Source organism: Noviherbaspirillum humi (genome assembly GCF_900188095.1).
Taxonomy (GTDB): domain Bacteria; phylum Pseudomonadota; class Gammaproteobacteria; order Burkholderiales; family Burkholderiaceae_D; genus Noviherbaspirillum; species Noviherbaspirillum humi.
Genome location: NZ_FZOT01000007.1, coordinates 166,389 through 186,542 on the forward strand (window position 1 = coordinate 166,389; position 20,154 = coordinate 186,542).

Below are 20,154 nucleotides of genomic sequence, written 5' to 3' on the forward strand. Positions count from 1 at the left end.
ATCGAAGCCGGCATGGCCGGTGATGGTGTCGTTGCCGGCGCCGCCGCGCACCAGATAACGCGTGCCGGTGCTGGTGTCGGTCGACAGGTCGAGGGTGTCGGCGCCCAGCGTGCCCTGGCGGAAAATGTCGTTGGCATTGAGCGGGTCGGCTACCGTCAGCGCCGTCTTGCTCAGGCGGATGTCGGCCACCACGTCCACCGGCTCGTAACCGCTGCCGGTGTCGAGCACCAGGTGGTACAGCAGGGTCTCGACGTTGGCAGGGTAGGTGGCGCTAGTAGGTACGGTGATGGTCTTGACCACCGTGCCGCTGCTGTTGACCGCATCGATGGTGTTGCTGCCGGCGTTGTAGCGCAGGCTGTAGGTGCCGGCCACGTCCAGGCTCACACCGGTCACCACCACCGGCACCACCAGGATGACGCGATCACCCGCGCCGCCGTCCACTCCGGCATACACGCCGTTGGTGGGCGCGCTGGCCGGGTTGGTTTCATACGTCAACAGCAGGTCGTTGCCCGCCGTGCCGGTGGCGCCTTCCACCACGCCGCCATAGACGTAGGTGCCAGCCGTGATCGGCAGGTTGAACTGCGTGAGCGCCAGGTCGACCGGGAGTCCGCCGATGCCGGGAAGTTCGGTGATGCTGCCGCCATTCAGGTTGATGCTGCCGACATGGTACTTGCCCACGTCGCCAGCCTGCAGCGTGTATTTGAATAGCATCGAGTTCTGGTACTGCCCGGCACCCTCGTACGGCTGGTAGGTTGCCTGCGCGGTATGGCTGATGCCATTGTCGTCGACGAAAGTCAGCGCCAGCTGCGGCGTGCCGGTGATGGCCACCAGGCCGTTGAAGTGCACCTGCAGCACGATCTCGTCGCCGCTTCCCGCCAGCACCGAATCGCTCAGCTCGCGCGTCCAGTCGATCTTGGTGATGCTACTGAATATTTCACTGTTGTTGGTCACCGCCACACTGCTGAGGGAAGCGGCGTCGTTGCCGACCGGATCCTGCACCACGCCGGCGTCATCACCCGAGGTGGGATCGGCGTATGACAGGTTGACGGTGGCGCCGTTCGGGATGGAGGCGTTCAGCACCAGCGTGATCTTGCTTCCGCTGACATCAACTGCGCCGACCGTAACGGTGCCGTTGGAGGTGCTGACATTGAACAGCGAAGGCCGGATGGGTTGTGCCGGATCGATTTGAAGCGTCTGGTCGAAGGTCAGGACCAGGATATTGCCGTTCACCGCCGCATCGACTAGGCTGGGAGCGCTGCTGTCGATCTGAACGTTTCGGCTTTGCGCGGCGCTCTGGTTGCCAGCCGCATCGACCACGATGGCGGTGATGCTGCTCGCGCCATCGGCCGGCATGTCACCGGCGCCGAAGTTCGCGCTCCAGCCCGTATTGGTTGCGGTCACCGACTTGGTGACGTCGCCCCAACTCACATTGACCGTCGCGCCGGCTTCCGCCGTGCCGCTGACCACCACGCCCTGTGCTTTTTCGGCCGCGCTCACCAGGTTGTCGCCAGCGACGCTGGCGATGGTGGGCGTGGTCGGCGCGATGGTGTCGACATTGATCGTGCGGGATGCCGGGGCGCTGACGTTGCCTGCTGCGTCGACGGCGACGGCGCTGATCGTTTCCGCGCCCTGGCCCATGGCGGTGAGGTCCGCCGCCTGCAGGGTATAGCTCCAGGCGCCATCGGCGTCGGCGGTGATCTGCTTCTCCATGCCGCCGAGCGTCAGCTTGACGGTGGCATTCGCCTCGGCGGTGCCCGTCAGGGTGTAGCCCTGTTCGGTCTGGTTGATGACGTTGTCCGCCGTCACCGCGTTGATGACAGGCGTTCCCGGCGCGCTGGTGTCGACGGTGACAGTCCGGCTGGCGGTCGCCGTGCTGACATTGCCGGCGGCGTCGGTCGCCTTCGCATTGAAAGCATAGCTGGTGCCGTTGGCCAGAGCAGCGGTGGTGAAGGTCCAGGCGCCGTTGGATCCGGCGGTGACGGTTCCGAGGGATTCGGAACCGTTGAAGACTTCAACCTTGGCATAGGCTTCGGCGGTGCCGTTGATCGTGAGCACGGCATCGTCGGTCACGGCGCCGTTGCCGAGCGCGCCGGTAATGGCGCCGACGTTGTCGAGAATGCCAGCGATGACCGGCATCGCCGGAGCGTTGCTGTCAAGGATGAAGGAACCGCTGCGCTGCGTGACATTGCCGGCGGCATCGGTCGCCTGCAGCGTAATCCGGTAAGTGCCGTCCTGGACATAGCCAACCGGCGCCTGGATGGTTTGCGCTTGTCCGGTACCGGGTTGAGCCAAGGCACGGAATCCGCTGCCGTCGCCGAGATCGATGGCGAGAACGGCGCCCTGCTCGGCAGTGACCACGAAGCTGGGCTGGGTGACGCTGGAGCGGGCATCGCCGATCGTGCCGGTGTCGCTGACGCTGGCCAGGGAGAACGCCGACATGGTCGGGGCCACGGAATCGATCGTGATGTCCCGGGTGGCGGCGCTGCTGACATTGCCGGCTGCGTCGGCGGCGACGGCGCGAATGGTTTCCGCTCCCTGTCCCATCGCGGAAATGTCGGCCGCCTGCAAACCATAGCTCCAGTTGCCGGACTGATCGGCGGTGACGATGCGCACGTTGCCATCGCCCAGGGTCAGGCTGATACGCGCGCCGGCCTCGGCGCTGCCGCTGATCGTGGTCGCCAGTTCGGCGGCATTGATCTTGTTGTCGGCGGTGACGGCGTTGATGGTCGGCGCATTCGGTGCCGACGTATCAACCGAAATCTCGCGTGTAGTGGCGGCGCTGACATTGCCGGCCGCGTCCACTGCGGTCACGCTGATTGTCTCCGCGCCTTGGCCCATGGCGGTGATATCCGCGCCGGTCAGCGCATAGCTCCAGGTGCCGCTGCTCGAAGCGGTGACGGAGCGGATATTGCCGCCGATAGAAAGATTGATGGTGCTGCCCGCGTCGGCCGCGCCGGAAATGAGTGCGGACTGCTCGCTCCCATTGACGACGTTGTCGCCCGCCACGGCGGCGATGGTCGGCGTGCCAGGAGCGGCCGTGTCCACAGTGAGCAGGTAGGTGCCGCTGGCCGTGCCCTGGTTGCCGCCGGCGTTCTCGACGACGGCGGTAAAGCGATGCGTGCCATCCGCAAGATTGCTGGCGGCGTAGGTCCAGTCCGTTCCTGAAACGGTGGCGAAGCCAAGCCTGACGGCACCGTCGTAGATCACGACCAGGTCGCCTTCGCCAAGCGTACCGGCAATGGTGCCGCTGAGCGTGGGCGCGGGATCATTGGAGCTGCCGCCGCTTGCGACGTTGCCGGTGAATTCCAGCACATCGTCATCGGCGCCGGTGATGGTTGCGGTTGCAGCCGGCACCGATGCATCGACCGTGACGACATAGGACTGGCTGGCGCTGCCCTGGTTGCCGGCGGCATCTTCGACGCGGGCGCTGAAGCTGTGCGAATCGTTGGACAGGCTCGAGGTCGTGAACGTCCAGCCGTTGCCTGTCACGGTGGCGGCGCCCAGGCGCACGCTGCCGTCGTAGATGGCCACCACCTCATCGCCGCCAAGCGCGCCGCTGATGGTGCCGGTCAGTTCCAGCGTATTGTCGTTGCTGGCTCCGCCGTCGGCCACGTTGCCGGTATTGGGCGCGACGTTGTCGCCCGCCCCGGTGATGGCGATGGCGGCGGTCGGCGCAACCGTGTCGATCCGGAGGGCGCGGGTGGCCGTGGCGCTGACGTTGCCGGCGGCATCGGTCGCGGTGGCGCTCACGGTGGCGTTGCCCTGGCCCAGCGCAGTCATGTCGGCGCCGGTCAGTGCATAGCTCCAGGCGCCGGAACCGTCGGCCGTGACGGTGCGGGTATTGGCGCCGAGGGTCAGGCTGACGGTCGCCCCGGCTTCCGCCGCGCCGGAAATCGTCGACGATTGCTCGCCGATGCCGATGACATCATTGCCGGCGATGGTCCCGATGCTCGGCGCCAGCGGCGCTTGCGTGTCGATGACGACCGAGGCTGTCGGCGAAGGCGATGCATTGCCCGCCTGATCGGTCAGGACGGCACTCAGCTCATGACTTCCGTCGGTCAGCGCCGTGGTCAGTTCGACGTCCTTGTAGCCGGCGGCGATATCCGCGGCGTTCAGCGTGAGTACGCTGCTGACCGTCTGCCCGTCCGCCTTGAGCACCAGGGTGTCACCCGCGATCACCGCGCTGCCGTCGGTATTCGTGGTATTGAAGCTCACCCGCACCGTCGGCGTGGTGTCATTGGTGACTGCCGCCGTGTTCAGGCTGGCTTGCGCCGGCGCGACGGTGTCGAGGTACCGGCTCTGCGCGCTGGTGATGCTGCTCAGATTGGTGGCGCTGTCGATGGCCGCCGCTGCATCGGCGATGGCGCTCTGCACTTCGGCGCTGGCACTGACGCCGCCCAGCGCCGCGCTCAGGGTGCTCGAATCCGCCAGGTTGACGGTCGTGCCGCTGCTTCCGGCCGCCTGGAGGGTGGTGGCCATGTTGCCGATGACGGTGCTGGCCGCGGTCGGATCGGATGCCGATGCCAGCGCCACCACCGTCGCCACTTGCGCGGCCGCCTTCTGGGCGTCGACGTTGTTGGCGCCGATCGGATCATAGTTGAGCAGGCTGGTGCCGTTCAGTCCGGCGGTCAGTCCGAGGGAATCGGCGACGGTGGAGGAGGCGCTGGCAATCAAGGCGGCGTCCACCGTGAGGTTCGGATCGGCCGCCACCTGCTGCTCGACCACCGCCTGCACCAGCGTGGTCAAGGGATTGATGGTGGACGAGCCGGCCGGCGCCTTGAGCGCCACGGTGTTCGCCACGCCGGTATCGATGTTGACACCGCCGATGGCGATGATGGTGCCGCTGGGCGCGTCCGACTTGAGGAAGAAATTGCCACTATCCGTGGTCACGCCGACGAAATAGTCAATGCCGGCATCGGCCACGCCGTTGTTGTTCGTGTCGATGTAGACGCTGGCGCCGCGCACATAACCGTCGGCCACCAGGCCGCTGGTGAAGGTGGCCGCATCGTTTCCGGCCGCGTCCTGGATGGCGTTGGCATCATCGCCGGAGGTCGGGTCGGTATAAGTCACGCTCACCGTGTTGCCGGTGGCCAGGGGAGTGGCCAGCGTGAGCAGCACCTTGTTGCCGACGACATCCACCGCTGTCACGCCGCGCGCGGTGCCGTTCACGCTGACGGTGAAATCGCCCGCTGACGGCTTGTGGCCGGCATCGAGAGTGCCGGAATACACGAGTTCGACCGTGCTCTGGGCCGCGCTCATCGAGCTGATCGTCGGCGCGACCAGGTCCACGGCCTGCACCGCCTGCGTGGCGGCGGCATTGGCATTGCCGGCGGCATCGACGGCGACACTGCCGGCGATATCCACCGTGACGTTGCCTTCCAACCCGGCATCGGGCGTCACCACCAGGGTATAGGTCGTCGCACTGGTCTGCTGGAAAGTGCCCTTGGTGCCGTTGGCGATGGTGACATCGCTGGCGGTGAATCCGGTGACCGCCTCGGAAAACGTGAAGGTGTAGGTAATGTCGCCCGAGATGACGGTGCCGCTGCGGTCGTCGCTGATGGCCACGGTGGGCTGCTTGGTATCGACGGCCTGCACGGATTGCGCGGCGGCCAGGCTGCTGCCGCCGGCCGCGCCGGTTGCCGCCCCGGCCCCGACATTCACCGTGAGATTGCCTTCGAAGCCGCTCGCCGGCGTCACCACCAGGGTGTAGGTCGTCGCACCGGTCTGCTGGAAAGCGCCCTTGGTGCCATTGGCGACGGTGACATCGCTGGCGGTAAATCCGGTGACCGCCTCGGAAAACGTGAAGGTGTAGGTGACATCGCCATCGCCGCCGTTAACGGTGCCGGTCTTGTCATCCGTGATCGTGAGCGACGGAGTGGGTGCCGGCGTCGGGGTCGGCGTCGGGGTCGGGGTCGGGGTCGGGGTCGGGGTCGGGGTCGGCGTTGGCGTCGGCGTCGGCGTTGGCGTCGGCGTCGGCGTTGGCGTTGGCGTTGGCGTTGGCGTTGGCGTTGGCGTTGGCGTTGGTGTCGGCGTCGGGGTCGAACCACCGCCTCCTCCTGCTGCAGCAGCTACCGCGCCCGCCGCGGCTACTGCGCCGAGCGCAGGGAGGGCGCTGGCGGCAACGGCCGCGCCTGCACCTGCTGCACCTGCTGCACCTGCTGCACCTGCTGCACCTGCTGCACCTGCTGCACCTGCTGCACCTGCTGCACCTGCCGCACCTGCTGTACTGGCCGCGCCCGCCGCCTCGGCAGTGACCGCCTGAACAACCGCTGCTTCAGCTTGTGCCAGCATGACGGGGGAATCGGCGAAAGCCGCGCCCGGTTCGAGCGCCGCGTCCAGATGCTCCGCCACATCGGCCATGCCTTCCTCGCCCTTGAACGGCATGCGCTTCTTGCCCGCTTTGAGGGATCGGTCCGATGCCGGAAGGACGGGTTTGGCCAAGTTGAGCTCGATCAGGGGCTTTTTGGGGGAAGGCATGTTTTCTCCTAAGTGAATTAATTGAATGCGGCAGCACTTAGGGCAAATCAACATCTCCCCGAATTCTTTTTTTAAGCCACCTTTATTGCGCTCAAGAAATTAACATGTATCAATTTGCGATACAACAATTTGTGGTATTTGCTTACCGGTTAAAGGTTATTAGTTTCGGAAATAACACACAGGTCGGACGCGAAAAGCCTCCATTGATGCCATTTTGATAGCAATATTAGGTAAACGAGCTTGCAAGTTTCGAAAGGGAAACTCGTGTAATGGACCCGACCGCTGCTAGCGGCCGCTTGTCTCGAGGAAGGCGGATGGGGTTAAGCGTTGGCTGATGCAAGCGTCTGCGCCGCTTCCGCACTCAACGCGGATGCCAGCAGCCGCACCGGCAGCGGCAATGCCCGAATGTCGCGCAGCGCCAGCAGCAGCGTGCGCTTGGCCCAGGCATCTTCCAGCCTGATCATTTTCAATCCCATGGAGCGCACATGCGGCTGCGCCGAGAGCTGCGGCAGCACGCCGATGCCCAGCCCGGCCTTCACCATGCCGCACAGGGCGTCGAAGCTGCGCACCTGGATGCGCAGCTTGAGCGGCTTGTCGAGCCGGATGCTCTCCGCATGCAGGCGCTCCGCGAGCGAGGTGGCGTCGGCCAGGCTGACGAAGTCGTAGTCGACGGCATCGGACAGGGAAATGCTCTTGCGCTGCGCCAGCGGATGATCCCTGGTCGTTACCATCACCAGCTGGTCGCGCCGGTACTCGAACACTGCCACGTCGTCGGCCCGGGTGCGCTCGGCGAAGATGCCGATGTCGGCCCGGTTCTCGCGCAGCGCCGCCACCACCTCCACGCTGTTGCGCTCCTCCAGTCCGATGCGGATGCCGGGATGCTGGCGCATGAAGGCGCTCAGGTCGTCGGGAAGGAACTGGGTGATGGCCGAGGTGTTGGCCCAGATGCGGATCTGGCCGCGCACGCCGGCGGCATAGTCGGACATGGCGCCGGACATGCGCTGCACGCCTTCCAGCACGCCGAGCGCATGCTGGAAGCAGACATGGCCGGCTTCGGTGAGCTTGACGCCGCTGGCATGCCGGTACAGCAGGCTGGCGCCGAGATGGGCCTCGAGGTCAGAGATGCGCTTGCTCGCCGCCGCCACCGCGAGGTGGCACTGGTTGGCCCCGCCGGTGATGCTGCCGCAGCGGGCGACGGCGACGAACAGTTCCAGCGTGACCAGGTCGAAGCGAGCGATATTCAAGGCGAGATCCCGAGGGGCGCGGCACGACGCCGCGCGATGGCGGCATTCTGGCACAACTCGGCCCGCGATTAAACGCTTAGAACGCCCAGTCCTCTTCCTGCCTGCGTCGGGCTTCGTAGGCCTTCACCTTGTCCGCATGGCGCAGCGTCAGGCCGATGTCGTCCAGACCGTTGAGCAGCCGATACTTGCGGAAGGCATCGACCTCGAAGCCGATGGCGCGGCCGCCCGGCAGGCGGATGGTCTGCGATGGCAAATCGATGTCGAGCGAAAAGCCGGGCGCGGCTTCCACCGCGCGGAACAGCGTTTCGACCTCGTCTTCTGGCAGCACGATGGGCAGGATGCCGTTCTTGTAGCAGTTGTTGAAGAAGATTTCGGCGAAGGACGGCGCGATGATGGCGCGGAAGCCATAGTCGGCCAAAGCCCACGGCGCATGCTCGCGCGAGGAGCCGCAGCCGAAGTTCTCGCGCGCCAGCAGGATGGACGCCCCCTGGTAGCGCGGCTGGTTGAGCACGAAGTCCGGGTTCAGCGGCCGGCCGCTGCAATCCTGGTCGGGCTGGCCAATGTCGAGGTAGCGCCAGGCATCGAACAGGTTGGGGCCGAAGCCGGAGCGGCGGATCGACTTGAGGAACTGCTTCGGCACGATGGCGTCGGTGTCGACGTTGGCACGGTCCAGCGGCGCCACCAGGCCCGCATGGGTGGTGAATTTTTCCATTACTGCCACTCCCTGATATCCACGAAATGCCCGGCGATCGCCGCCGCGGCCGCCATCTGCGGGCTCACCAGGTGGGTGCGCCCGCCGGCGCCCTGCCTGCCTTCGAAATTGCGGTTCGAGGTGGAAGCGCTGCGCTGGCCCGGCTGAAGCTGGTCGGCGTTCATGCCGAGGCACATGGAACAGCCCGGCTCGCGCCACTCGAAGCCGGCCTCGATGAAGACCTTGTCCAGCCCCTCCGCCTCGGCCTGGCGCTTGACCATGCCGGAGCCCGGCACCACCAGCGCCTGCTGCACGCTGGCGGCGACCTTCCGGCCGCGCACCACGGCGGCGGCGGCGCGCAGGTCCTCGATGCGGGAATTGGTGCAGGAGCCGATGAACACTACGTCCACGCCGATGTCGGTGATCGGCGTGTTCGGCTTCAGGCCCATGTAGGCCAGCGCCCGTTCGATGCCGTCGCGCTTCACCGGGTCGGCTTCCTGCGCCGGGTCCGGCACCCGGCCGTCGATGGTGGCCACCATCTCGGGCGAGGTGCCCCAGGTCACCACCGGCTTGATCCTGCTGGCGTCGATCACCACCTCGCGGTCGAAGCTGGCATCGTCGTCGCTCTTCAGGGTGCGCCAGTAATTCACCGCCCGCTCCCACTGCTCGCCCTTGGGCGCGCCGGCGCGGCCGCGCAGGTAATCGATGGTCTTGTCGTCCACCGCCACCATGCCGCAGCGGGCGCCGCCTTCCACCGTGAGATTGCACAGCGTCATGCGGCCTTCCATGGAAAGTGCGCGCACCGCCTCGCCGGCGTATTCGATCGCATAGCCGGTGGCGCCGGCGGTGCCGATCTCGCCGATCAGGGCCAGCGCCATGTCCTTGGCGGTGGCGCCCGGCGCCAGCTCGCCGTCGTAGCGCACCCGCATGTTCTTCGATTTCTTGCCGAGCAGGGTCTGGGTCGCCATCACATGTTCCACTTCCGAGGTGCCGATGCCGAAGGCGAGGCAGGCGAAGGCGCCGTGGGTGGAGGTGTGCGAGTCGCCGCATACCACCGTCAGGCCCGGCAGGGTGATGCCCTGCTCCGGCCCGATCACGTGCACGATGCCCTGGCGCGCGTCGCGCATGCCGATTTCCTCGATGTCGAAGGCGCCGCAGTTGCTGGTGAGCGTTTCCACCTGCAGGCGCGACACCGGGTCCTCGATCGGGCCGCTGCGATCGGTGGTGGGCACGTTATGGTCGGCCACCGCCAGGGTGGACTTGATGTTCCACACCTTGCGGCCGTTCAGGCGCAGGCCTTCGAAGGCTTGCGGGCTCATTACCTCGTTCAGCAGGTGGCGGTCGATGTAGAGCAGCGTGGTGCCGTCTTCCTCGACGTGCACCGCATGCCGCTCCCACAGTTTGTCGTAGAGCGTTGTTGCCATGGTTGTCTCCTCTGATGGCGCGTCAGGCCTGCGGGAATTTCTCCGCCAGCCAGGCAGGCGGCGCGTAGCGGCGCAGCCGGGTGCCGGCCTCGGCCAGCTGGCTGGTGACATTGCGGCCGACCAGGCCGGACAGGGTGCGCACCACGCCGAGCAGCTTCTCGACATCGACGCCGGTATCCACGCCCATGGAGGCGAACATGTGCGCCAGTTCCTCGGTGCTGACGTTGCCGCTTGCGCCGGGGGCGTAGGGGCAGCCGCCCAGCCCGCCGGAAGCGGCGTCGAAGCGGCGGATGCCGGTTTCGTAGGCGGCCAGCGCATTCGCCAGGCCCATGCCGCGGGTGTTGTGCAGGTGGATGGTGACCGGTATCGCCAGGTCCTTCTGCAGCATTTCCGACACCTGCTTCACCTGGGCCGGATGCGCCATGCCGGTGGTGTCGCAGGCGGTGATGCCGGCGGCGCCGGAATCGGCCAGCGCCTTCGCCAGGCGCAGCACCTCGGCCGGGTCGATCTCGCCGTCGAAGGGGCAGCCGAAGGCAGTGGACAGCGATACATTGCACGGCAGGCCGATCTTGTCCGCTTCGCGCAGCACTTCCTGCAGGCCGGCGACCGACTGCTCGCGCGTCATGCGCAGGTTGGCGCGGTTGTGGGTCTCGCTGACCGACATCACCAGGTTGATCTCGTCCGGCCTGCCCGCCACCGCCCGCTCCATGCCGCGCAGGTTGGGCACCAGGGCGGTGTAGCGCACGCCGGGCACGCGTCTGATGCCGGCCATCACCGCGTCGGCATCGGCCAGGGTGGGAATGGCTTTCGGCGAGGTGTAGGAGGTCACCTCGATGCAGGCGAAGCCGCATTCTGACAGCGCGTCGATGTAGGCGATCTTGTTCTCGGTCGGCACGAAGGCCTTTTCCATCTGCAGGCCGTCGCGCGGCGAGACTTCGTTGATTTCGATGCGGTCGCTCATGCCACCACTCCCTTCTCTTTCAAAATGGCGATCTGCTCCGGCGTCAGGCCGGCGTCCTTGAGGATGGCGTCGGTGTGCTCGCCGAGCTGCGGTCCGCGCGCATGGATGGCGCCCGGGTTGCCCGACAGCCTGGGGATGATGCCCGGCACGTCGACTTCCAGGCCGTCGGCGGAGCGCACCTTTTCGATCACGCCGCGCGCCCGGTAATGCGGGTCCTCGGCGATGTCCCTGGCGGAGTAGATGCGGCCGGAAGGCACCGATGCCTCGGTGAGCTGCTGCAGGGCCGCGTCGATGCTGCGGGCGGCGGTCCAGGCTTCGATCGCGGCATCCAGCTCGGCGACGCGGGCGGCGCGGCCGTCGTTGCGCGCCAGGGCCGGATCGTCGGCCAGGTCCTGGCGGCCGATCACCGTCATCAGCCGCTTGAAGATGGAATCGCCATTGCCGGCGATCAGCACGTACTCGCCATCGGCGCAGCGGTAGGCGTTGGACGGCGCGATGCCGGGCAGCGCGCCGCCGGCCGGCTTGCGGACCGCGCCGAAGGCGGAATATTCCGGCAGCAGGCTCTCGGTCAGATTGAATATGGATTCATACAGCGCCACGTCGATCATCTGGCCGAGGCCGCCGCGCGCATCGCGCTGGTACAGCGCGAGCAGGATGCCGAGCGCGCCATGGAGGCCGGCGATGGTGTCGCCGAGGGAGACGCCGGCGCGCACCGGCACCCGTCCGGGCTCGCCGGTGATGTAGCGGATGCCGCCCATGGCTTCGGCAATGGCGGCGAAGCCGGGTTCATCTCGCTTGGGACCGTCCTGGCCGTAGCCGGAGACGCGCAGCATGATCAGCTTCGGGTTCAGGCGGTGCAGATCTTCCCAGCCCATGCCCCACTTCTCCATGGTTCCCGGCCGGAAATTCTCGATGATCACGTCGGCAGACTCCGCCAGCTGCTTCACCAGCGCCTGGCCTTCCTTCTGGCGCAGGTCGATGCAGACCGATTGCTTGTTGCGCGACTGCGCCTGCCACCAGACCGAGGTGCCGTTGTGCAGCATGCGCCACTTGCGCAGCGGGTCGCCGTCGCCGGGCGTCTCGACCTTGATGATTTCCGCGCCGAAATCGGCGAGGGTCTTGGCGGCGAAAGGACCGGCGATGAGCTGGCCGAGTTCGAGCACCTTGATGCCGGAGAGAATTTGCTGGGTCATGTCGTTCATGGCTGGAATGCAAAGTAAGTGGTCGAAGTGTGCAGCCCGTTCAGACCAGCCCAAAGTCGTGATTGGCTAAATCAGCTTTCGTCAACCACGAAGGCTGCAAACCTGATATCGGATTACATTAACGCTTCCCGCAGTCCCGGTTTGCGCTGCCAAAGCCGGGAAACGGCCGAAAAACGCAACCAAAACCAAATCCGTCGAGCATTCGAGAATCTTAGGAGATGAAGAAATGATCCGCAAACTAGCCTGCGCCGCCCTGCTGGCCTGCTCCGCCGCCAGCGCCTTCGCGCAATCCTTTCCAGCCAAGCCGGTGACCATCGTCGTGCCGAATCCGCCCGGCGGCCTGGTCGACACCTCCGCGCGCCTGGTGGGCGACCCGCTGGCCAAGCTGCTGAACCAGTCGGTCATCATCGACAACCGCGCCGGCGGCAGCGGCAACATCGCCTACCAGTACGTGGCCCGCTCCAAGCCGGACGGCTACACCCTGCTCTCCTCCTACTCCGCCTATCACACCGGCTATCCCCACCTGATGTCCAAGCTGCCCTGGGAGCCGAAGGATTTCGCGCCGGTGGCGCTGGTCACCGTGGCTACCAATGTCATCACCGTGCATCCCTCCCTGCCGGTGAACAACCTGAAGGAACTGCTCGCCTACCTGAAGAAGAACCCGAACAAGGTGAACTACGCCTCGCAAGGAAACGGCTCGCTGTCGCACATCGGCACCGAACTGTTCAAGCAGCAGACCGGCACCGAGATCCAGCACGTGCCCTACAAGGGTTCCGGCCAGGCCATCCAGGACGTGCTCGCCGGCCAGGTGCAGATGTTCATCACCACGCCGCCCTCCGTGATCCAGCACATCCAGACCGGCAAGCTCAAGGCGCTGGCGGTGGCCGGCAAGAGCCGCCATCCCATGCTGCCGAACGTGCCGACCACCGCCGAAGCCGGCCTGCCCGGCTTCGAGCTGGAAGCCTGGGTGGCGCTGTTCGCGCCGGCCGGCACGCCGCAGCCGGTGATCGCCAAGCTTTCCGAAGAGGTCAAGCTCGCACTCGACCAGCCCGACACCAAGTCGCGCGCCGCCGCTCAGGGTGTGGAACTGCGCTACCAGTCGCCGGAAGCGCTCGGCGCGATGGTGAAGAAGGAACTGGACTACTGGGGCGGCGTGATCAAGAAGGCCAACATCACGCTGGACTGACGAACCCGCCATGCGCTGCCGTTCCGATGGACAGGGAACGGCAAGCGGCGCTCACGGCCGGCTGCGATGCCTCCGCATCGAGCCGGCTTTTGTTTTTGCGCGCCGGTTTTTGTCGCACCCAGTCAGGAGCGCGCGCTGCGCACCTTCACCCGCATGCAGCCGATGCCGCCGATTTCGGCGCTGATCTCATCTTCCGCCTTCACCGGCCCGACGCCTTCCGGCGTGCCGGTGAACAGCAGGTCGCCCGGCTGCAGGCTGTAGAAGGACGAGGCGAAGGCGATCAATTCCGGCAGTCCGATGATCAGGTCGCGCGTATTGGCGCGCTGCCGTGGCTCGCCGTTCACGTCCAGCGCAAGGTCGAGGGAAGCAGGATCGGCGATCTCGTCCGCCGTCACCAGCCATGGCCCTACCACGCTGTAGCTGTCGATGGACTTGCGCAGGCTGCGCTCCTCCGGGCCGCGGGTGGTCATGTCGAGGCCGATCGCATAACCGGCCACATGGCTCAGCGCTTCCTCGGGCCGGATGTTGCGGCCGGCCTTGGCGATCACCGCCACCAGTTCCACTTCATGGTCGTTGCGCCGCTCCGGGTGCTCGATGGCCACGCCTTCGCTCGGGCCGACCAGAGAGCTGGTCGCCTTCAGGAAAAGCCCCACCTTCTGGATTTCCAGCACCGCATTCTGGTGATGGATGCCGGCATCGTCCCGTGCTTCGTCCAGATGCTTTCTGTAATTCACCGGCGCGGCGACGATCTTGCCGGGATTGGCTACCGGAGCCAGCAGTCGTACCTGCGCCAGCGGCTTTTCGCTCGCATTGGACATCAGCGCCTCGATGCGCGCTCGCACCGCATCGAGGTGCGCGATCAACAGGTCGTGGCGCGGCAGCGGATAGCGCTGTAGCGGGATGACATCGAGCGCGGCGGTGACATCGCGCACCGTGTCGCCGACGATCACGCCGAGGCGGTTGTCATCGTAGCGGCAGATTTTCATGGGAGGTCTCCTGTTCGGGATTGTCGCCGCCGGGCTTGGGCGGAGGCTTCGTTTCCGCGGCCTTGCCAGGAGCAGGCATCCGCTCGGCGATGATTTTCAATGTGTTGCCCCGAGGGACGTTGGCGGCGTGTATTGGGGTAGGGAGATTATGCGGGAAGGCGGGAGGTGGTGCAGAAACCTGACGTGCTTGCAAGCGCATTCAGGGTTGGGTTGCGCGGCCAAGTTCAAGATCGCGCAATGAAGAAAATCTCTCTCCTTGGATGGGGTCGCGCGGGAAAGCAAGTCCTTCCCCTGAGAGGTAGGGAGTTCCTTTATGGCTCGGCCTCCCCACGGCCAGGCTTGCATGCCTGGCCGGCTTCGCAGGCGCGACGCATGCGTCGCGAATTCCCTGCTACGCCCCACGCCATGCTTGCAAGCGTACCCGGCTTCGCAGGCGCGACGCATGCGTCGCGAATTCCCTGCTACGCCCCACGCCATGCTTACACGCGCACCCGGCTTCTCAGGCGCAATGCATGCGTCGCGAAACTCCTGCTACGCGCCTAATCCAACCTGAACACCGTCACCAGCTGCGCCAACCCGGCTGCCTGCTCCTGCATAGCAGTCGCCGCGGCCGACGCCTGCTCGACCAGGGCGGCATTCTGCTGCGTCACCTGCTCCATCTGGGTGATAGCGTAATTCACCTGCTCGATGCCGGCGCTCTGCTCTTCGGAAGCAGCCATGATTTCGGCCATGATGTCGGTCACGCGGCGCACGCTGCTGACCACCTCGTCCATGGTGCTGCCCGCCTCGCCCACCAGCTTGCTGCCGGTCTCGACCTTCTCCACCGAGTCGTCGATCAGGGCCTTGATCTCCTTGGCTGCCGCCGCCGAGCGCTGCGCCAGGCTGCGCACCTCGCCCGCCACCACCGCGAAGCCCCGCCCCTGCTCGCCGGCGCGGGCCGCTTCCACCGCCGCGTTCAAGGCCAGGATATTGGTCTGGAAGGCGATGCCGTCGATGACGCTGATGATGTCCACGATCTTCTTCGAGGCATCGTTGATGGAACCCATGGTCTGCACCACCTGCGACACCACCGTCCCGCCCCGGGTCGCCACTTCGGAAGCGGACACGGCCAGGGTATTGGCCTGGCGGGCATTGTCGGCATTCTGCTTGACGGTGGAGGTGAGCTCTTCCATGGAGGACGCGGTTTCCTCCAGCGAGCTGGCCTGCTGCTCGGTGCGGGAAGACAGGTCCAGGTTGCCGCTCGCGATCTCGCTCGAGGCGGTGGCAATCGCTTCGGTGCCCGAGCGGATCTGGCGCACGGTACTTTCCAGGCTGTGCTGCATCTTCGCCAGCGCGCGCAGCAGCTGGCCGGCTTCATCTTCGCTGACGGTGTCTGGATGTTCCCGGCCAAGGTCGCCGTCGGCGACCGATTCTGCGACCGACAGGGAATGCTTGAGCGGACGCGTGATGCTGAGGGTGAGCAGCCAGGAAACGACGGCGCCGAGCGCCAGCGCCAGCAGGCCGGCCAGCAGCAGGAAGCGCTGCGCCGACTGGTTGGCCTGCTGGATGGATTGCTGGGCCAGGTCGATCTGCTGCTTGTTGAATTCGAGCACGTCGCGGATGCTGCCGATGTAGGCATTGATCGAGGGCTCGAATTCGGCGTCGATCATGATCTTCGCCTGATCCATCGCGCCGGCCTCCTTCAGCTTCAGCACTTCGTCGCGCTTCTTGCCGAAGGCGATGCGCTTGACGCCGACTTCGTCGAACAGCCGCTTCGCTTCCGGCGTATCGCTGAAACCCTCGATCTCCTTCTGGATGGTGCTGATACGCTCGCGCTGCGAGCCGACGAATTGCTGGTATTTGCGGGTGGCTTCCGGGTCGGCGTTGCTGATCGCTGCGAGCACCTTGCTGCCGGTGACGCTGGTCAGCCGCAGCCATTCCTCGGCCAGCCGCTCACGGTAAACGAGGTTCTTGACGATGTGCTCGGCCGATTCGTCCACGCTCTGCAGCCGGAGCAGCCCGATGGTGGTCATGGCGGCGATGAGCAGCAGGATGAGGCCGAAGCCGATTGCCAGCCGGGTGCCGATTTTCAGATTTGCGATGCGCACGATATCTCCTTGTTGACCGATTCGTTTCGCGCCGGGAGGGCTGCTTCCTTGTTTTTCCTGCGGGCGGGAGGTTTTAAACGAATGCAAACAATGAGCATGCTGACGTTATTGGCAAACTGATGGCGCATTCCGTCATCCCGCCGCAACGCGCTACGCGGCGAAAACGAAAGGCTTGCATATTATTTCCACACGGAAACTTATGCAAACATTTTTTGCTCGCCGATCGAATCCGTGGCGGGAAAGCTGCTCCTGCGCGCGGCCTTCATGCCCCTGCCGGCACGCCGGCAAGGGGCATTGCCGTTGTCGTGATGGCGCCGCTGCAGCCGGCGCTGCGGTTCTCGCCGATGCACCACGGCGTGCAATCGGGGCAGACCGGCGAATCACCGCAACGCCAGCCGCAGCAGCGCCGCAATCAATCCGCGCTTTCGCTTGCCATAAGGCGGACGCAGCATGGCATTGCCGGCGAATCGCGACTGCACCATCACGCCGCGCTTTTTGGAGAAGGTCTGAAAGCCGTCGAAGCCGTGGTAATGCCCCATGCCGCTCGGTCCGACGCCGCCGAACGGCAGGTTGTGCTGGCCGAGGTGGAGCAGGCAGTCGTTCACCGTCACGCCGCCGGAGAGCGTATTGGCCAGCACATGGTCGACGCGGCGCCGGTCCTGATCGAAGTAGTACAGCGCCAGCGGACGCGGGCGCGCGTTGACGTAGGCGAGCGCTTCGTCGAGGCTGGCATACGCCACCACCGGCAGCAGCGGGCCGAAGATCTCTTCCCGCATCAGCATGGTCCCCTCGCCGGCATTGAAGATCAGGGTCGGCACGATCAGCTTGTCGGCGGGGCTGGCGCTGCGCTCCTGCGCGCCCAGCGGCACGATGCGGGCGCCCTGCGTCGCCGCTTCATCCAGCAGCGATTGCAGGCGCTGATAATGGCGCTCGCCGACGATGCGGGTGTAGTCGCCGTTGCCCGCGTATTGCGGATACAGGGTGGCGGCGATGCGGCGCGCCTCGCGCTCGAATTCCTGCTCCCTGCCGGCCGGCACCAGCACGTAGTCGGGCGCGACGCAGGTCTGGCCGGCATTGATCAGCTTGCCGCTCATGATGCGCTCCGCCGCCTGCGCCATCGGGTAACTCTCATGAATGATCGCCGGCGACTTGCCGCCGAGTTCGAGCGTGACCGGCGTCAGGTTCTCGGCGGCGGCCTGCATCACCAGCTTGCCGACGCGGGTGGAACCGGTGAAGAACAGATGATCGAAGGGCAGCGCGGTGAAGGCGCCGGCCACGTCGGTTCCGCCGGTGATGCAGGCGACGTAGTCGGGCGGGAAGCGCTCGACGATGATGGCGGCGATCACCGCCGCCGAGCGCGGCGTGATTTCGGAGGGCTTGAGGATGACGTGGTTGCCGGCCGCGATGGCATCGACCAGCGGCCCGAGCGTGAGCAGCAGCTGGTAGTTCCAGGCGCCGATGATGCCGGCCACGCCCAGCGGCTGGTATTGGTAGAAGGCGCGGCTCGGCTGCAGGAACCAGCTGCTGCCGACCCGGCGGCGTTTCATCCAGGCTTTCAGATGGCGGCGCGCATGGCGGATCTGGTCGTACAGGGGAAACAGCTCCAGCAGCAGGGTTTCTTCATGGGCGCGGCCGCCGAAGTCATCGGACACCGCCTGCAGCAATTCCTCCTGCCGGCTGCGCACGCCGTCACGCAGGGTTTGCAGGGCCTGCATGCGCCGGGTGTAGTCGGGCGCGCCGCGCGCAAATGCGGCGCGCTGCTGGTCGAACAGTTGGCGCAGATGCGGCTGGGCGTCGTCCATGGGCAGCCTCGGAAGGAATGGTCATCCCGATCATAATGCAAAGCCCCGCCGGCGTTGCTGTCGATTCAGCCTTCCCTGCCGTCGATCCGGGCAGCGATCAGCTTCGGGGCGTCGCCAATGACATGGAGGACGAACGCCGCGCGCCGGCAGGCGGCGGCAAAACAGGAAAGGAAGATCGATGGTGGCGAAAGCACTGCCGGCGGATGCCAGGCGCTCGGTCGAAACGGCCGGCGCGGGATGGATGGCGTAGCGGGCAGGCAGTCTGACGCAGAGGTCATCGGACAGCATGCCGCTGCAGAGATGCTGCATCGGATGCCGGGCGAAAGCGAAATCGAACCGCTCAGACGCTGCGCGCCAGCGTCTTCGGATAGAACTCGATTTCCTTGCCCCCGCCGCGGCGCTGGCGCGGCGGCAGCATCATGTCGAGCGTGACGGCGTCGAGCACGCCGAGAAAAGCGTTGGTGGCGCGTCCCAGCACGCCCTTGAGGGCGCAGGCATTCGAATACAGGCAGTTCTGGTCGTCTGGATCGAAGCAGGCGGCCATGTTGAAATCGGTCTCGGTCTGGCGCACCACGTCGCCGATGTTGATGTCCTTGGGTTCGCGCCCGAGGCGCAGGCCGCCGTTGCGGCCGCGGACCGTCTCGACGAAACCGAGCATGCCCAAGTGGTGCACCACCTTGGTCAGGTGGTTCTTGGCGATGGCATGGGAGTCGGCGATGTCCTGGATCGTGACCAGACGGTCGCGATTCATCGCCAGGTACATCAGCGTGCGCAGGGCGTAGTCGGTATAGGTTGTCAATCTCATCGCAGCACCTTTATTCATCCGCTTCGATGAACCGCCGCGCGGCGCGGCTACTCACAGGGGGTCGCCCCATTCTACCGCTTTGGCGGCAAGCGGGAGCAGCGCCCAAAACCCCGTCAGGCATTGCCGCGCTTCCCGGCCCCGCCGCTTCAGGCCAGCTCCAGCAGTTCCATCGATTTCCACTCGTCTTCCTGCTCCTTGCGCATCTCGCCGATGCGCACCGCATATTGCTGCAGGCGCTTGTCTTCCTCGGTCTTCGGATGCCATGGCGGCACCGGTACCGTATCGCCGGCGCCGTCCACCGCCACGAACACGATCAGGCAGCGGGTGGTGCGCTTGCGGGCGCCGGTCTTCGGATCGGTGGCGGACACATCGACGGCGATATGCATGCTCGAGGTCCCGGTATGCACCACCGTCGCCTTCACTTCGATGATCTGGCCGATGAAGATGGGCTTGTAGAAGCGGATGCCGCCGACGAACACCGTGACGCAGTAATAGCCGCTCCAGCCTACTGCGCAGGCATATCCCGCCTGGTCGATCCATTTCATCACCGCGCCGCCATGCACCTTGCCGCCGAAATTGACATCCGTCGGCTCGGCGAGGAAGCGCAGCGTGATCTCGCGCGGGCGGGAATTGTCGGAACTCATTGCTTCTGCCTTTCTCGTTTGAAATACTCGAAGTCGGCATTATGCCCCGAATCAACTCCGCCGCCGCGTCCGTCGAACCGCGTCGGCCCTTTATCCCTCCGCCATCCGGAATGATGGCGACGGGAATTTCCACTCCTTTCCACGATATCAAGCGCTCATCCCGCCTGAATGTGTATAAAAACGCACCGCTTCCGCGGCTCGGAATGAGTAAGCCGACGAAAACGCTTGACCTTCCAACCATGGCAAACCCGATGCTCTGCCAGGTCGATACTTCACTTGCCATTTGAGCCATGAAAACGGAATTGGAAAACGCTTTCGAATCGGAAATGGCGGCGGCGTACATGCTCGCCGCGAGCGGCCGTCTCGGCCTCGCCATGCGCCACCTGGAACGCGCGCATGTGCTCGGCCAGCGCCGGGTCGGCCTCCATATCCGCTCCCATTGGGCGATGCTCAAGATCGCCCTGCGGCGGCGGGCGATGTCGGACGCCTTCGGTCAGGCGCTGCGCATCATTCTCGGCGCCCTCGGCTCGGCGGCAGGCGTGGTCCCGACCGGGAATACCGGCGGCAGCGATATCGGGATGTTCGTCCGGCTTCCGGTCGATCCCGAACTGGCCGCGCTGATCGAGCACCGGCGTTGACCGGAAT

At 65.7% G+C, this 20,154-nt stretch carries 14 protein-coding genes; 2 read left to right on the forward strand and 12 right to left on the reverse strand.

The genetic code is table 11. From position 1 onward, the window contains the following. From CHB88_RS12820 to CHB88_RS12855, 6 genes are all read right to left on the reverse strand, one after another. Positions 1-6,477 (reverse strand): beta strand repeat-containing protein (locus tag CHB88_RS12820; protein WP_176442451.1); only part of this gene is annotated, 6,477 nt, incomplete at its 3' end. 320 nt (positions 6,478-6,797) lie between these two features. Beyond that, positions 6,798-7,721 carry a LysR family transcriptional regulator gene (locus CHB88_RS12835; protein WP_089399723.1) on the reverse strand — a complete coding sequence of 308 codons (924 nt, stop codon included), beginning with the start codon at positions 7,719-7,721 and terminating at the stop codon, positions 6,798-6,800. Positions 7,722-7,797: 76 nt separating this feature from the next. Then, positions 7,798-8,433 carry a 3-isopropylmalate dehydratase small subunit gene (leuD, locus tag CHB88_RS12840; RefSeq protein WP_089399724.1) on the reverse strand — a complete coding sequence of 212 codons (636 nt, stop codon included), beginning with the start codon at positions 8,431-8,433 and terminating at the stop codon, positions 7,798-7,800. Then, positions 8,433-9,836, reverse strand: coding sequence for a 3-isopropylmalate dehydratase large subunit (gene leuC / locus CHB88_RS12845; protein WP_089399725.1), 1,404 nt, complete (start codon positions 9,834-9,836; stop codon positions 8,433-8,435). Before leuC ends, leuD begins: the two co-directional genes overlap by 1 nt. Positions 9,837-9,858: 22 nt before the next feature. After that, a complete protein-coding gene (locus CHB88_RS12850; RefSeq protein ID WP_089399726.1) occupies positions 9,859-10,797 on the reverse strand; it encodes a hydroxymethylglutaryl-CoA lyase in 939 nt (312 codons plus the stop codon). Next, the gene (locus tag CHB88_RS12855; protein WP_089399777.1) at positions 10,794-11,990 is read right to left on the reverse strand and encodes a CaiB/BaiF CoA transferase family protein; all 1,197 of its coding nucleotides are present in this window, start codon (positions 11,988-11,990) and stop codon (positions 10,794-10,796) included. The genes CHB88_RS12850 and CHB88_RS12855 overlap by 4 nt, the downstream gene beginning before the upstream one ends. A gap of 235 nt (positions 11,991-12,225) precedes the next feature. On the opposite strand from CHB88_RS12855, the gene CHB88_RS12860 reads away from it, so the two are divergent. Continuing rightward, complete coding sequence (locus tag CHB88_RS12860; RefSeq protein WP_089399727.1) at positions 12,226-13,185, forward strand: Bug family tripartite tricarboxylate transporter substrate binding protein; 960 nt, start codon at positions 12,226-12,228, stop codon at positions 13,183-13,185. 122 nt (positions 13,186-13,307) lie between these two features. On the opposite strand, the gene CHB88_RS12865 is transcribed toward CHB88_RS12860, so the two are convergent. The 6 genes from CHB88_RS12865 to CHB88_RS12890 form a co-directional block, all read right to left on the reverse strand. After that, positions 13,308-14,171, reverse strand: coding sequence for a fumarylacetoacetate hydrolase family protein (locus CHB88_RS12865; protein ID WP_089399728.1), 864 nt, complete (start codon positions 14,169-14,171; stop codon positions 13,308-13,310). Beyond that, the gene (locus CHB88_RS25875; RefSeq protein ID WP_281255019.1) at positions 14,149-14,271 is read right to left on the reverse strand and encodes a hypothetical protein; all 123 of its coding nucleotides are present in this window, start codon (positions 14,269-14,271) and stop codon (positions 14,149-14,151) included. Before CHB88_RS25875 ends, CHB88_RS12865 begins: the two co-directional genes overlap by 23 nt. 439 nt (positions 14,272-14,710) lie before the next feature. After that, positions 14,711-16,258, reverse strand: a complete 1,548-nt coding sequence (locus CHB88_RS12875; protein ID WP_089399730.1) for a methyl-accepting chemotaxis protein — start codon at positions 16,256-16,258, stop codon at positions 14,711-14,713. Between the two features lie 380 nt (positions 16,259-16,638). After that, positions 16,639-18,060: a coniferyl aldehyde dehydrogenase gene (locus CHB88_RS12880; protein ID WP_089399731.1), complete on the reverse strand. Its 1,422-nt coding sequence runs from the start codon at positions 18,058-18,060 to the stop codon at positions 16,639-16,641. A 340-nt stretch (positions 18,061-18,400) separates the two neighbouring features. Further along, entirely contained in the window at positions 18,401-18,865 is a 465-nt protein-coding gene (locus CHB88_RS12885) for an RrF2 family transcriptional regulator (RefSeq protein WP_089399732.1), read from the reverse strand. 146 nt (positions 18,866-19,011) lie between these two features. Then, complete coding sequence (locus CHB88_RS12890) at positions 19,012-19,509, reverse strand: acyl-CoA thioesterase (protein ID WP_089399733.1); 498 nt, start codon at positions 19,507-19,509, stop codon at positions 19,012-19,014. 302 nt (positions 19,510-19,811) lie between these two features. Here CHB88_RS12890 and CHB88_RS12895 point away from each other — a divergent pair, with 302 nt between their 5' ends. Next, positions 19,812-20,147 (forward strand): DUF3703 domain-containing protein, encoded by a 336-nt coding sequence (locus CHB88_RS12895; protein WP_176442452.1) that lies wholly within the window; start codon positions 19,812-19,814, stop codon positions 20,145-20,147. Positions 20,148-20,154: the final 7 nt, after the last annotated feature.